This window comes from Marinomonas sp. ABL3_031 (assembly GCF_056161265.1).
This window is the reverse complement of record NZ_JBSWYU010000005.1, coordinates 67,604-81,961: the sequence shown is the minus strand read 5'-3', so window position 1 is coordinate 81,961 and position 14,358 is coordinate 67,604. Positions and strand designations below refer to the sequence as shown.

Genomic DNA, 14,358 nt, shown 5'->3' with positions numbered 1-14,358 from the left:
TTGCTCTATACTTCACTGGTTTCCTGGGTTGTGCGTAGCGGCTTAACGCCCTTGAGCCTATGAGTAATACCCTGGAAAAGGCCTGCTGGTTTGGTGTGCATGTCCGTGCGTCGGAAAGCCTAAAGAATCACAGCTTTTTCCACCTTGAACCACTGGGTTCAAGGCCAATAGTCGAAACGGCAACTTGGGAAACCCTTTCATGACCAACACAACACTTGATCGTCAATCGCTTCGCCAATCCTTACGCCAGGCAAGACGACAATTATCCCCACAGCAGCAAGATCAAGCCGCGCAAACATTACTTGAACAAGCCTTACAGTCGCCTTGGCTGCAAACAGCAAATCGTGTTGCCTTATATCTTGCTAATGATGGAGAAATTTCGCCGCACCTGATATGTGAGTATTGTTGGCAACATAAGATAACAACCTATTTACCTGTGGTTCAGAATGAACACTTACAATTTGCACTATATGACGCTAACAGCTTGTGGCGGGACAATCGTTTTGGCATTGCAGAACCCATCACATCTGAATATGTTAAGCCAGATGAACTTGATCTAGTATTCATGCCATTAGTAGGTTTTGACGCACAAGGGGGTCGTTTAGGCATGGGAGGTGGTTTTTATGACCGCAGTTTTGCCAATAAAAAATCGCAACAAAACCCCTTGCTCATTGGTCTAGCACATGACTGCCAACAAGTAGAAAAACTGCCTTTAGAAAATTGGGATGTTCCATTGGAAGGGATACTGAGCCCCAGTCAACGTATACAAATCTAATCTATTAATTAGCCTAGAAGGCTAAATTGTAAGCAATGGAAAAATACAAGCTACGTGGTAGGTCTTCGCCACTGTTTCGCTGCGTACTATAGGCTAAGTCTAAATCCAAGCGGCGAAACAGTGTTGTGCCCATGGTCATATAACTCAACTTGCTGCCAGCTTCATTTTTTCGATAACCCAAACGAATACCGGGAAAAATAAGATTATCGCTGAAATAGGATAAGGATATTGTATTCCATTGATATTTATCTCCAACGGGATCTGCCACTGAATTTACAGCGTGTGAAACCGCAATGGACCAATTTTGATTGGTAGACATGATCGCGGCATCTACCGTCAACTGAGCTTTCATTTTATAAGTATCATTTAAACTAAGCTGGCCATTCTCTGCTAATCGACCAATGGCGTTGCATTTCGACAAAGCAGATCCTGATAATCCATCACAATTGCCAATCTCATCAAAATCAAATTCCGGTTCATTGATGCTGGTCACCGTTGCACCTAACTGATAATTTTTCGCCGTCCAGATGGCTCCCAGATCAATACTGACATTTGACTGAGCATTCTTGCGACTCATAAAAAAGTCATCAAAAGCATCAGAGACATCGTCGTCCTCGCTATTAAGTAGAGCAACCTCTTGCCCTAATCCCATACTGTGAAAATTCAGCTTCCCTCCCACTACCCAAACACCGCTCACAGGCCGTCCCAGAGATTGGCTATATCCCACACCAAAGCGATAATCAGTTACCTTCTTCACATGAACAGAAGTATCAGAAGCAAGCACAACCTCTGAACCAGAGGTGCCCTGTACAATATCATCCGCTAAAACCCCGACACGATTCACAAATGAGGCATCCGCATCCAAAACAAAAGCCCCACGATTATTCGTTTTATAAATAATGGGAGTGAAAGGAGCTTGTACCGAACCAGAGAATTTCACATAGGCTGTCTTACCTATATCACTTAAAATAGCATTGGCTTGGTTGATAGCAGCCTGAGCATTTGCGGCATCGGTGTAAGTCGCATCAAGAATATCTTCCAAGTCTTCAACTTGATCCTCAAGATCTCCTACATCACCCACCTCAAAACCAATATTTAAAGGCCCCAAAAATCCAGCTCGCAGACTTGAGATATTTGTCATCAAATAAGGGGCAGCAGGATTAAATGAGGAGGTAATTAATGACTGACGGTTAGCATAACTTCCGAGTACAGTACTGCTTCCTGTTGGAGAAGAAGCCATTGCTCCTGTGCTTATTACTCCCATTAATAACAATAAATAGCGCATCAATGTATCGTCCAGTTAGAGAAACATACCTATTTTCGCGCTAAAAAAAAGCCGAAAACCTTAACAGGTTATCGGCTTTTTTCCTGATACTTTACCCATTAAAATGCTGTGTCGTAACTTAATGAAAAGTAAGCACTTCGTGGTATTTCATCACCATCCTCGTCTTCAACAGTATCAGTTGCAACAGCGACATCAAGGTTGAGGCGTTTCAAAATCGTTAAACCAGCAGTAACATAACTTAACTCAGAACCCGCCATATTTTGACGGAAACCTACGCGCAAGCCTGGCAAGAAGTGAGAATCACCATAGTAAGACAAGGAAGCCGCAGCCCATTGATATTCGTCACCCACAGCGTCTTCTACTGGGTTAGTATCGTAAGACATACCTAAAGTTATTTGATCCCCGGCAGTACTAATAGCTAGATCTAGGGTAGTTTGCATTTCCATTACATATTTTTGACCAGATGTCACTTTACCCTGATCAATTAAATTTTTAGCCGCATCACAACTTCTACTTGAGCAACTTGAATCTAATGTGACACCATCAAACTCTGGTTCATTAACATTCGCAAGCGTTACACCAACTTGATAGTGATGAGATACCCAAACAGCCCCTAAATCAATACCTATACCAGTAGATTCAACCGCACCATCATCTATAGCATCTGATATAGCGTCACCAGCATCAGTATCCTCATCATCCAACGAGACTAAAGCTCGACCCATAGATATATTGTGCATTGTCGCTTTAACGCCGCCCACTAGCATACCATGAGAGTTTTCCCATAATGATTGGCTATATCCAAGTCCTACTGCAAGATCTACCGCAGTTTGAGCATTAAACGAAGTATCTGTTGATACATTTGCATCCACATCGTTACCAACCTGTTCAATATTTGTGGTCACATCTCCTGCAATTAGATTCGCTTTTGTTATTAGTGAAAGACTAGCATCTAACATAAACGCGCCATTAGTTTTAGTTTTATATATAACTGGCATAAAAGGCACTTGCGTACTTGCAGAAACTTTCACGTAAGCATCTTCGGATATATCAGCAAGAATATCCTCAACATCCTGAGCAGCTTCCTCTGCTCTAGCTCTAGCCTTAGTTTCTAAGTCATTAACTGAAGTCGCATTATTGACTAAATCAGCATAGTCAATATCAACTATATCTTCAATTTCCTCGGCACGATCAGAGAGATCACTGACATCTCCCATTTCAACACCAGCACCAATAGGACCGACAATACCAAAACGGAAATTGTCATCGTCTTGTTCATTAACCATTAAAAAAGGCGCCGCAGGATTGCCTAATGCCGTAGCAAGCGCACGCTTATTAGGAGAGCTACTGAGAACGAAGCTGGAGCCAATAGGTTGGTTAACTGGCATGGCCGCCATGGCCGCTGTGCTTAATAAACTGGTAGAGAGAACAAGCAATTTTTTCATGATCAAATCCTTCAAAAAATCATACAAGTCATGCAAACTGATTACACATTAATAAGAAAATATTACATTTGAGGAAAAAGTAAACCCAAAATTTACACAATACCGACAAAAATCGCAGTATTTAGGGACTTTTTATGAAAGATATAACAGCTCATAGAAAGGTGACTCAAAGTCCTTCATTCACTCTCTTATATAGAAAATATCACAAAGATATGGATATCAAGCATTATCCAACGTCAGTTGATGACGCAATTTTTCCAAATCTTCCGGCGTATCAACACCGTGGGAAGGCAAACTGTCAGCAATGGCCACTTGAACCTTTATTCCTTGATGCAAAAATCTAAGCTGTTCCAGTTTTTCCCAACGCTCTAAGGGCGACATGGGCAGTTCAGCGTATTTGTTTAGCAAGCTGGCGCGATACACATACAAACCAATATGGCGCATCACAGGTAGATCCAATGGCAAAAAATCTTCCGCCGCTTGATTGCTCTGAGCCATTTTTACCAAGCCATCCCTATCATAAGGAATCGGGGCTCGACTGAAATACAACGCACGTTGTTTGGCATCACACACCACTTTCACCATATTGGGGTTCAAGTAATCTTGCATATCATCAATGCGACAGGCCACCGTCGCCATTTCCGATTGCGCATCTTGTGCCAAGGCGTTCACTGTCGCATGAATTAATGCCACAGGAAGAAAAGGCTCATCCCCTTGCACATTAACAACAATTTCGTCACCAGCCCACCTCATATGAGAGGCCACTTCCGCTAAACGCTCGGTACCATTTTCATGATCATCTCGGGTCATCACCACTTGAGCACCAAAAGCGTTTGCGGCATCAAAAATGCTTTGATGATCTGTCGCAATGGTGACACTTTTAGCGCCTGCTTTTAGAGACAGCTCATGAACCCATTGCAAAACAGGCTTGCCGCCTAGGTCAGCCATTAGCTTTTGCGGAAAACGCTGAGACGCAAAGCGCGCAGGAATCACAATGTGAAAATCAGGTAAACTTGCGGCATCAATCATCATGACGTTCAAACTCCGGTTGTTGGGCTAATTCATAGGCGGCTTCTAAAGGCATTCGTGATGCTAAAATCAAGTCGGCAACCTCTCTTGCCACACCTTGCCCTGCCGCTTTCGTCAGCACCAAAGAACAATGACGCAACAATAAAGTGTGCGCATCCGCTGGACACATGGCTAAGCCAACCTGTGGCATAACTTGCAGATCGATCACATCGTCTCCTACATAGGCAACCTGTGCCGCTTCTAGGTCAAGCTGCTGAATCAACTCTGCGAAAGCAGCGGCTTTGTCGTGGCAACCTGGGTAAAAATGCTCGACCTTTAAATCCTGCATGCGTGCACGCAACGCCGGTGAATCTTTCGCGGTAATGACAGCGACCTTGACGCCCCACTTAGGCAATAACTTCATGGCAACGCCATCTTTAACATTGAAGCGTTTGATACTTTCACCGGCCTCACCATAAAGAAGGCCGCCGTCCGTCAGCACGCCATCCACATCAAATACCACCAGCTTGAGAGTCTGTAAGCGGGTTAGTATAGATGGCTCTGAGGTCAGTATGGGGTATTGCGCAAGCAGAGCGTGATCCATCATGATTTACACACTCGTGTCCAATGTTTCAAAGGTTTTCACTAACTCATCTAGCTGCTTCATTTGCTTCAAGAATGGCGCTAGCTTACTCAGTGGCAAAGCACATGGACCGTCACATTTGGCGATATCTGGGGTTGGGTGAGTTTCCAAGAATAAACTAGACAAGCCAAGCGACATACCTGCGCGAGCTAATTCAGTAACTTGTGCACGACGACCATCCGCCGAATCTTCGCGACCACCAGGACGCTGTAATGAATGGGTCACATCGAACATCACTGGGTAATCGAATTTCTTCATTTCACCAAAGCCCAACATGTCCACTACAAGATTGTTGTAGCCCATCATGGTGCCGCGCTCACACAGCATCAGTTTGTCGTTACCCGCCTCTTCACATTTTTTCAAAATGTGCTTCATTTCATGAGGCGCAAGAAATTGCGCTTTCTTGATGTTAATGACAGCGCCGGTTTGCGCCATGGCGACCACTAGGTCAGTCTGGCGAGACAAGAAAGCAGGCAATTGTATAACATCTGCCACTTCTGCCACAGGAGCGCACTGATAGGCTTCATGCACATCCGTGATCACAGGCACATTAAAAGTGTCCTTGATTTCTTGTAATATTTTCAGTCCCTCTTCCATGCCTGGGCCACGGAAAGAAGTGATGGAAGAACGGTTGGCTTTGTCAAACGAGCCTTTGAACACATAGGGAATGTCCAAGGCTTGAATAACTTTTACGTGTTCTTCGGCCACCTTCATCGCCATATCGCGAGACTCTAATACGTTCATGCCACTAAATAAAACAAATGGCAAATGGTTGGCAACTTGGATGCTATCGCCGATGTTAATGATTTTAGATGTTTGTGACATAAGCACTCCTGTAAAATTCTATTTAGCGCGATTTGGCGCGATCAAGGATCGTAAATTGCGATCAGCGATCGTAAATTTCTAATATACCTGACACCTTCTGTTGGTCATTCACCACCACCAAAAGGGTAATTTTATCCTTCAACATGCGCTCTTCTGCTTCCACTATCATGATATTTTCATTAATGGTTTTCGGGTTCGCGGTCATTAGGCTGCCGATCTGTTTATGCATTATGTCCTGTGTGTCTTGCAGCATAGCACGACGTAAATCCCCGTCAGTAAAGACACCCAAGAGTTCATCCTCTTGTTGAACCAAGACCACCCCTTTGCGTCCCTGTGTCATGATATTAATGGCATCTTTCATGGACGTATCTGGCGAACAAATGGGCAGATTGTCTTTGTGCATTATGTCTTTAACACGGGTCAAAAGCTTGCGACCTAGGCTGCCACCTGGGTGAAAACGGGCAAAATCATGCGGCTGAAAAGAGCGGCACTCCATCAGCGCCACCGCCAAAGCATCTCCCATGGCCGTGGTCATGGTAGTAGAAGTGGTGGGAGCAAGATTGTTTGGACAGGTTTCTTTATCAACAGAGATATCCAGCACACAATCACAATGTTTGGCTAACGTGGATTCCATGTTACCCACTAAAGCGATGCTTGGATTGCCAAAACTCTTAAGGGACGGCAACAAACGCATCAACTCTTCGGTTTCACCAGAATAACTGATCAGAATCAGGGTGTCTTCCGCCTGAATCATCCCTAAATCACCGTGAAACGCTTCACCAGGGTGCAGGAAAAAGCTCGGAGTACCAGTGGAAGCCAAGGTCGCCGCTATTTTCTTACCGATGAGTCCAGATTTTCCCATACCACAGATAATGGTTCTGCCCTTACTGGCGAGAATCATACGCACCGCGTTGGCAAATTCTTCGGTGACTTGCGAAGCAAGGTTGGCAAGCGCTTGTGCCTGAGTGGACAAGGTTCGTTGAGCACTGGCAATCAAAGCATCCGTGTCGGTACTCATAGAAGATGGGACTGTCATAATTCCTCTCTGCTGATCAAGCCGCTAAAAAGTGGCCTTATTATACAGGGTCACAGCAGACAACCAAAACAAAAAGAGCGCCACAAGGGACGCTCTTTATTCTGTCGATTAGGTTGACTAGCGAAGACAATTTGAGAAGGTATCTGCCATGCCTTCTAAGAAATTGTAGTAAGCCTCACTATTCAGGGTAACTTTGCCACCCAAAGGATCCAGAGGTGCAGTGTTAACTTTAGAACCATCCAATAAAGCCTTCACAATAGCTGGGCTGAACTGAGGTTCACTAAACACACACTGCACTTGGTTGTCTTCAATCATATGACGCAATTCAGCGACTTTTTTCGCACCCGGTTTCCGTTCAGGACTGACCGTGATTTCACCAACATGGTGCAAGCCATATTGTTGCTCAAAGTAGCTGTAACCATCGTGAAAAACAATATAAGGAACATCATGCACTTTCGCCAAAGAAGCTTTCACTTGCGCGTCTACCGCTGAAACGCCTTGTTCAAATTTAACTAAGTTGTCCTGATAATAACTGGCGTTTTTGCTGTCGATGGCTGACAAACGTTGCGCCACTGCGGCAGCAAGAACTTTGGCATTATCCGGTGATAACCATACATGAGGATCAACACCTGAGTGGTCGTGTCCTTCATGTCCCTCATGATGTTCATCGTCATGGTCATCATGGTGCTCGTCGTGATCTGCATGGTGCTCGTCGTGATCTGCATGGTCATCGTGATGCTTATCATGATCGTGATCGTCGTGACCATGTTCGTCATGATGTTCATCGTGGTGCTTTTCATGATCATCATGGTGCTTGTCGTGATCATCATGGTGCTTGTCATGATCGTGATCATCATGCTCTTCATCATGGTGATGCTCATGACCTTCAGCAAAATTATGCAGCTTCATACCTTCCAAAGCCAACCATTCGATTGCCGTGTCTTCTTTACCAGCATTTTCTAATGGTTTTTCCAAGAAGCGTTCTAATGACTCCCCCACCCACACCACAGCATCAGCATTATTGATTTTACGTAAATCCGAAGGGCGTAAAGCAAAATCATGTGGCGAAGCAGAATTAGATACGATTTGTTCGATCTCAGCACGATCACCCGCAATGGCCGCAACCACCATAGAAACAGGTTTAATACTGGTAACCACCACGGGTTTTGCTAAAGCCAAAGGAGATAAAGCAGACACACCTAAAGTCAATAAAAGCTTATTCATTTGTAAACACCTCAAAAACGTTATAACGTAACAATACGATATTCATTACTATCTTTCAAGATACTCACTTATTCTATTGAGAAATATTCTTTAAACTGAGATCGCACCACCAAGCCCGCTCTCTGTCCAACAGGTAATTTTGTATTAGGAAACACAATAGCATCGTCTTGCTGCTCAATGTGGTAATGCCCGAAACTTGACTCCGCCAGACAAAATCCTTGCGTAAAAGCGGTAAAATTCGCCACATCATCAGCAATATTCAAACGATAGTCTTGCGCGTCTTTAGTTAATGCCGCGACCACTTGAAACAGCTTAAGTTTGTCCACTTCTTCTTGAGCTAATTCACCACTCACAATTAATTGTAATAAACAGTCTTTTAAGTTTACAAAATTGGCTGGATCATTATCACCAAAAGCTCGCACTTTACCCAACTCAAGCGTAAAGGCTTGCGCTGCGTGATGAGCAAAACTGTAATAGGAGAAAGTCGTGGTCGCCTGATGGGAAAACAACACCGCCTCAACACCGCAGGCCGCTAGGAAAGCTAACTGCTGTTGTCGATATCGACCATTCGAAACATAAGGATGAACAGCAAATTTTTCATGAACTGAATCGCGAATAGCGGTATGTAAATCATAATGTAAGCGCTGAGCATCGCGTCCTTTCTCATCTTCGAAAAAAGCGCTTACAGAGGCTTCCAGCTGTTCAGCTCGTTTTGCTTCATAACCCTGCTGTTGCTGCCAAGCGCCACAAAACAGACGATTAAGGTTCACCTCGCAAAAACGCTCGGCAGTCAAAGCTGCTTGGGGGTTACCAATGATACACAATAAACGAATGCCCAAACTCACTTTTCCAGACAATATGTCCATCACCAAATTATTAAGTAACTCAATTGGCCCCGTTTCATTACCGTGTATGCCAGCCGACAAAACTAAACTGATATTAGCAACGGCCTGTTTAGGTTCAAGACATAGTATGCCTGTACCTTGGTAAAAGGCATGACCACTACAAAACGCAAACTCTGCCCCCTCATCAAGTTTTAACTCTTCTGGATACGCTAGTGTATGGGCCAAAAAATCTTGATCCTTGAATCTTGGAATACCATTGGTTGAGTGTTGCCTTTTCATCGATTATTTTTACCTGCGCTGTATGCCATTTATCCTATGATAACCATTCAGCTCATGAAAAAAGAGCGCTATCACCCATAGAATGAATTCTATAGAAAGAAATCGTAAGTTGAGGTCGCATTTACAACACTTTTCCAACCCCTAATAAAAAAGCGTCAAACAAAGGCATTATCTGTCCTAGATTAAGTATCTAAAGCTTTTCTTTGCAACCAAATGCCGATACCCTTTCACTTTGATTCCACGCCTGTAATTGAGTAATGTATGCCAGAAAATGACGAAGTCATTATTTTAGTCAACCAACACAATCAAATTGTTGGTGATATTCCCCGTCGCTTGATGAACTTTGGTGAGGATTTTCACAGGGTCACTTACATTTTAGTCTTCATGCCAAGCGGTAATCTACTGGTGCAAAAACGTACTGATGATAAAGCATTCTGCCCCGGTTTTTATGGTATTACCACTGGGGGTGTAGTGGCCAAAGGCGAGTCTTATTTGGTTTCTGCACATCGAGAATTACACGAAGAATTAGGATTTGATGCCCCTCTTGAAAGTCAGGGAATATTCTTTACCCAAGGAGAAGGCTTCAAAATCTGGGGAAAGATTTATACTTGTCATTATCTTCCCGAAATACACGGGGATCTCATGCTGCAACCCAAAGAAGTGGCTTCTGTTCACGAAATGAGCATGGAAGATATTTTGCAAAACCCTAACGAATTAGATTTTACACCGGATTCTTTTGATGCTTTACAACATTATGCCAATCAGCTTACTCAACCGCATGCGGACGATCCTCTATAGTCTTATCGGTTTTACTCTTATTATTGGCTCAACAGGACATGCCAAGGAACGTTGGCAAGATGATGACTATATCGAAGAAAGTTTTATTAAAATCGCCCTACAAAGAGAATACAAAGAAACCAATCACCCGAAAATCATTCGCTGGAAAAATCCTATCCAACTTTATTTTGCCAGTGATTTTGGTAATGCCAACCTACAAAAAGAATTACTCAGTGTGCACAGCCAACACCTGTCGCACATCACAAAGCTACCCATCAATTTTACCGATCAAGTATCAGACGCCAATATATTCGTTATTTTCACAGAATACGCCAAGCTGGAAGACAAGGTACGCCAATACATAGGCGACCCAGATACTATTCGTGCCGCGTTGAATGAAGCCATTTGTTTGGGTAATTTTCGCCGCAATGGACGCTATGAAATCACTCGTGGCGTCATTATTATTCCGGTCGATTACGCCCGCAGCAAAGCACGTTTTTTAGACTGTGTGGTCGAAGAAATCACTCAATTACTCGGCCTACCTAATGACTCTAATGACGTTTATCCATCCGTTTTTAATGATGTTAGTGTGGATACCTATTTGAGCCCGCTGGATTACATTTTGCTCAAAGCACTTTATTCAAACACCCTTAAACCCGGCATGAACGTTACTCAAACCCGTGCCTCTTTTGCCAATGTATTATCAGAATTAAAAACCAATGGAGACATTAGATATGCCAATGAACGCGTTCAAGAATTCAGCCTAAAGCACTACCTTGGAGACTAGGATCAAGTTATGTGAAAACTGTTATAAATCAATGTTATTTTAATTTTTTTGCAAAACCCCTCATAAATATTACTTATTCACTCTGAATTCCTGATTAAGTTAGGTAAACTGTAATCAGTTTGTATTTACCCTGGAGAGCTTTAATGTTTCCTGAACTCAAAAACGACCGCTTCTTGCGGGCCCTACTCAAACAACCCGTGGACACAACACCGGTTTGGATGATGAGACAAGCCGGCCGTTACTTGCCTGAATATCGCGCAAGCCGCGCCAACGCTGGGGATTTTTTGAGCCTTTGTAAAAATGATGCTTTTGCATGTGAAGTCACCTTGCAACCCTTGAAGCGATATGACTTAGATGCCGCCATTTTATTTTCTGATATTTTAACCATACCTGATGCCATGGGCATGGGCTTGTACTTTGAAGCCGGTGAAGGACCAAGATTCAAGCACATCATGCGCAGCCAAGCAGACATAGACGCTCTGCCAGTCACCACGGCAAGTGATTTAGATTATGTCATGAAAGCGGTGACTACCATTCGCCATGCCTTGAATGGTGACGTACCATTAATTGGTTTTTCTGGCAGTCCTTGGACCTTAGCCACCTACATGGTTGAAGGCGGTTCCAGTAAAGATTTTCGTCACATAAAAGCCATGATGTACCAATCCCCTAACACCTTACACAGCCTATTAGACAAACTCGCTCAATCTGTCACCCACTATTTAAATGGTCAAATTGAAGCGGGGGCACAAGCCATTCAAATATTTGATACTTGGGGCGGTATCTTAAGTGGTCCTATGTATCAACAATTCTCCTTGCTGTACATGAAACAAATCATGAACGGTTTAATTCGAGAACATAATGGCCAGAAAATTCCAGTTATATTGTTTACTAAAAACGGCGGTCAATGGCTAGAAAACATTGCAGCAACCGGGCCAGATGCTTTGGGTCTAGATTGGACCACAGACATTGGTGAAGCCAGAGCACGAGTTGGTAAACAAGTTGCTCTACAAGGTAACATTGATCCCTGCGTATTATATGCGGACAAACAAGTGATCGAACGAGAAGTAGCAGAGGTATTATCGAGTTTCGGGCACGGTAGTGGTCATGTTTTTAATTTAGGACATGGCATTCATCAATTTGTTGACCCTGATCATCCTAAGTATCTCATTGATGCGGTACATAGATTTGGCCAAGAATATCATGAGACCAAATATGATGATTTAGATGCCCTAAACGGATTGTAATCTACTCATTTAAATAACCACCGCCATTGACGCGAATATGGCGAGTTTGGCAATTGAGTGTTATTTTTATGCTAATAAGTGCTTTAAGGAAGGTATGAACAAGTCCACTGACTTCAGCGTGTGGATAACTCTCTTTTATTCGAGGCAGGTTTCGCTGTTCAATATTGAACATATTGGCAAGAAGCTTAACAAAAAATAAAGAGAGCTTAGCCCGCGCTCGGCAGCAAGCTCCTGCGCTGCCCTAATGCCCTACATCCATGTAGGTCTCCTTCGGGTCTTTCAGAGAAACGGCCTCTCTGTGTTAAGAGTGATTGAAAGGTATTCACATTCCTGCTCACTCTTGCCTTGATAGGCCATTTCTCTGATAAGACTGATGTCCAGAAGACTTATTCGCACCTTCCTTAACAAAATGGAGAGAAAATAATGAAGCTAATCACCGCAATTGTTAAACCTTTCAAACTCGACGAAGTTCGTGAAGCATTATCTGAAATCGGCATTAATGGCATTACCGTTACCGAAGTAAAGGGTTTTGGTCGTCAGCGCGGCCATACAGAATTGTATCGCGGCGCTGAATACGTGGTTGATTTTTTACCTAAGGTCAAATTGGAATTAGCCGTTGAATCCGAGCAAGTTGAACGCGCGATAGAAGTGATTCAACATAGTGCCAACACAGGAAAAATTGGCGACGGTAAAATTTTTGTGACGGCTGTTGAACAGATTATTCGTATTCGTACTGGTGAAACGGGTGCCGAAGCCATCTAGGTTGCGATTAATCACAAAATTATTTCCTAGCCCGCGCCTATTTCGCGGGCTTTTTTATGCTAGCTCCTTGCAAAAACGATCATTCTCAGAAGCGATTTCACTCAACCCATGTCATGATATTTACGATACCTTGTTTCTCTTCCACAATTGGCGCTTTTGACGAGGGACACTCAACTCCTTGCTAGAATTAGTACTTTGTTTATTTCGCTCTTCCCTTGGCGTAATGCCAAAAAAGCCTTTGTATGTGGTGCTAAAGTGTGGCGCCGAACCAAAACCGCAATCTCGTCCTATTTCAGTAATAGACTTATCACTGTTTAATAACCTCTGCTTGGCCTGCTGCAATCGCAATTCAAGATAATAACGTGATGGCACCACTTCTAAATGGGTTTTAAATAAACGCTCCAAATGACGACGAGAAATCCCCAAATGATAAGCAATGTCTTCAGAAGATAAAGGCTCTTCTATATTCGCTTCCATAAGCTGAACCGCCTCCACCAACTTAGGCTGCCCACTCCCAATCCTTGCCTGCAAAGGAATACGTTGCGGATCGTCGTGAGCGCGAATACGTTCACAGACAAACTGCTCAGAAATGTTGCTCGCCAACAACATGCCATGTTGCTTTCCAATCAAAAAGAGCATCATATCCATTGCGGCCGTACCACCACTACAGGTGTATCTGTCCTTATCGACCTCAAACAAATGATCCGAGACTATGGTTTGTGGAAATTCGTCTCGTAAGTTAGCAATACTCCACCAATGAATGGTCGCGCGATAACCCTCTAACAGGCCTGATTTCGCCAAAAGATAACTTCCAGTACAAATCCCACCCAAAGAAATTTGCTTTCCTGCTTGTTTTCTTATCCAATTTTCTAAAGTTTTATTTTCGTTTTTTGTCACAGGCGAAGCACCACAAACAAATATTGCATCCAAACCACTCGGCGCATCACTGGTTAAATAGTCTGCAAGACTCTTAACGCCCGTATTTGAAGACACTTCACGATTTTCATGACTGATTGTACAGAAAGTATAAAGCGTTTTTCCGGTCACCCAGTTGGCCATATGCAAGGTTTCGATGGCAGACGAAAAACCCAACATAGAATAATTGGGTAAGAGCAAAAAACCATATTTTTGTGTTTTTTTGCTCGCCTGCATGATTTCTCTTGATGCGAATTCGCTCTTGTACAAAATATTATCCTGTGAACTATAGGCTAAAAAGATGTTTATTTCGTTTAAAATGGATGACAAAGGTTTTTTTCATATTATGTCTAAGATTTCAGGGTAAGAAAACCTAACATAAAAAACAAATGTCGCAATTAGAAAACTAGACAACTATTAAAGAGGTGAAATTTTCATAATAATCTCAGACAGAGTCCTAACGGAAAACTTTCGTAAAGTGATATTAGCAACTAATTTTATAAAGACA

General features: G+C 43.2%; 14 protein-coding genes and 1 other RNA gene. 6 read left to right on the top strand and 9 right to left on the bottom strand.

All coding sequences use genetic code 11. The annotated features are described in order from the left end of the window. Positions 1-17: 17 nt before the first annotated feature. A non-coding RNA gene (gene ssrS, locus ACXAH2_RS07690) (6S RNA) lies at positions 18-195 on the top strand. A 4-nt stretch (positions 196-199) separates the two neighbouring features. Beyond that, entirely contained in the window at positions 200-775 is a 576-nt protein-coding gene (locus ACXAH2_RS07685; RefSeq protein WP_475077634.1) for a 5-formyltetrahydrofolate cyclo-ligase, read from the top strand. Between the two features lie 13 nt (positions 776-788). Here the strand turns inward: ACXAH2_RS07685 and traF (ACXAH2_RS07680) are convergent, their stop codons facing one another. From traF (ACXAH2_RS07680) to astE, 8 genes are all read right to left on the bottom strand, one after another. Then, a complete protein-coding gene (gene traF / locus ACXAH2_RS07680; protein ID WP_475077632.1) occupies positions 789-2,060 on the bottom strand; it encodes a conjugal transfer protein TraF in 1,272 nt (423 codons plus the stop codon). Between the two features lie 98 nt (positions 2,061-2,158). Continuing rightward, positions 2,159-3,505: a conjugal transfer protein TraF gene (traF, locus tag ACXAH2_RS07675; protein ID WP_475077631.1), complete on the bottom strand. Its 1,347-nt coding sequence runs from the start codon at positions 3,503-3,505 to the stop codon at positions 2,159-2,161. 219 nt (positions 3,506-3,724) lie between these two features. After that, positions 3,725-4,537 (bottom strand): 3-deoxy-manno-octulosonate cytidylyltransferase, encoded by an 813-nt coding sequence (kdsB, locus tag ACXAH2_RS07670; RefSeq protein ID WP_475077630.1) that lies wholly within the window; start codon positions 4,535-4,537, stop codon positions 3,725-3,727. Beyond that, positions 4,527-5,120 carry a KdsC family phosphatase gene (locus ACXAH2_RS07665; protein ID WP_475077628.1) on the bottom strand — a complete coding sequence of 198 codons (594 nt, stop codon included), beginning with the start codon at positions 5,118-5,120 and terminating at the stop codon, positions 4,527-4,529. Before ACXAH2_RS07665 ends, kdsB begins: the two co-directional genes overlap by 11 nt. A gap of 3 nt (positions 5,121-5,123) precedes the next feature. Then, entirely contained in the window at positions 5,124-5,981 is an 858-nt protein-coding gene (kdsA, locus tag ACXAH2_RS07660; protein ID WP_475077627.1) for a 3-deoxy-8-phosphooctulonate synthase, read from the bottom strand. Between the two features lie 61 nt (positions 5,982-6,042). Beyond that, positions 6,043-7,017: a KpsF/GutQ family sugar-phosphate isomerase gene (locus ACXAH2_RS07655; protein WP_475077626.1), complete on the bottom strand. Its 975-nt coding sequence runs from the start codon at positions 7,015-7,017 to the stop codon at positions 6,043-6,045. Between the two features lie 117 nt (positions 7,018-7,134). Continuing rightward, a complete protein-coding gene (locus tag ACXAH2_RS07650; RefSeq protein WP_475077625.1) occupies positions 7,135-8,241 on the bottom strand; it encodes a zinc ABC transporter substrate-binding protein in 1,107 nt (368 codons plus the stop codon). Positions 8,242-8,309: 68 nt separating this feature from the next. Beyond that, positions 8,310-9,311, bottom strand: coding sequence for a succinylglutamate desuccinylase (gene astE / locus ACXAH2_RS07645; RefSeq protein ID WP_475077624.1), 1,002 nt, complete (start codon positions 9,309-9,311; stop codon positions 8,310-8,312). A 315-nt stretch (positions 9,312-9,626) separates the two neighbouring features. Here astE and ACXAH2_RS07640 point away from each other — a divergent pair, with 315 nt between their 5' ends. From ACXAH2_RS07640 to ACXAH2_RS07625, 4 genes are all read left to right on the top strand, one after another. Continuing rightward, positions 9,627-10,163, top strand: coding sequence for an NUDIX hydrolase (locus ACXAH2_RS07640; RefSeq protein WP_475077623.1), 537 nt, complete (start codon positions 9,627-9,629; stop codon positions 10,161-10,163). Next, a complete protein-coding gene (locus ACXAH2_RS07635; protein WP_475077621.1) occupies positions 10,105-10,929 on the top strand; it encodes a DUF2927 domain-containing protein in 825 nt (274 codons plus the stop codon). Before ACXAH2_RS07640 ends, ACXAH2_RS07635 begins: the two co-directional genes overlap by 59 nt. Positions 10,930-11,072: 143 nt before the next feature. Beyond that, positions 11,073-12,173 (top strand): uroporphyrinogen decarboxylase, encoded by a 1,101-nt coding sequence (gene hemE, locus ACXAH2_RS07630; RefSeq protein WP_475077619.1) that lies wholly within the window; start codon positions 11,073-11,075, stop codon positions 12,171-12,173. A gap of 423 nt (positions 12,174-12,596) precedes the next feature. Beyond that, complete coding sequence (locus ACXAH2_RS07625; RefSeq protein ID WP_353667504.1) at positions 12,597-12,935, top strand: P-II family nitrogen regulator; 339 nt, start codon at positions 12,597-12,599, stop codon at positions 12,933-12,935. A gap of 120 nt (positions 12,936-13,055) precedes the next feature. On the opposite strand, the gene ACXAH2_RS07620 is transcribed toward ACXAH2_RS07625, so the two are convergent. Beyond that, positions 13,056-14,087: a GlxA family transcriptional regulator gene (locus ACXAH2_RS07620; RefSeq protein ID WP_475077617.1), complete on the bottom strand. Its 1,032-nt coding sequence runs from the start codon at positions 14,085-14,087 to the stop codon at positions 13,056-13,058. Between the last annotated feature and the right edge of the window lie 271 nt (positions 14,088-14,358).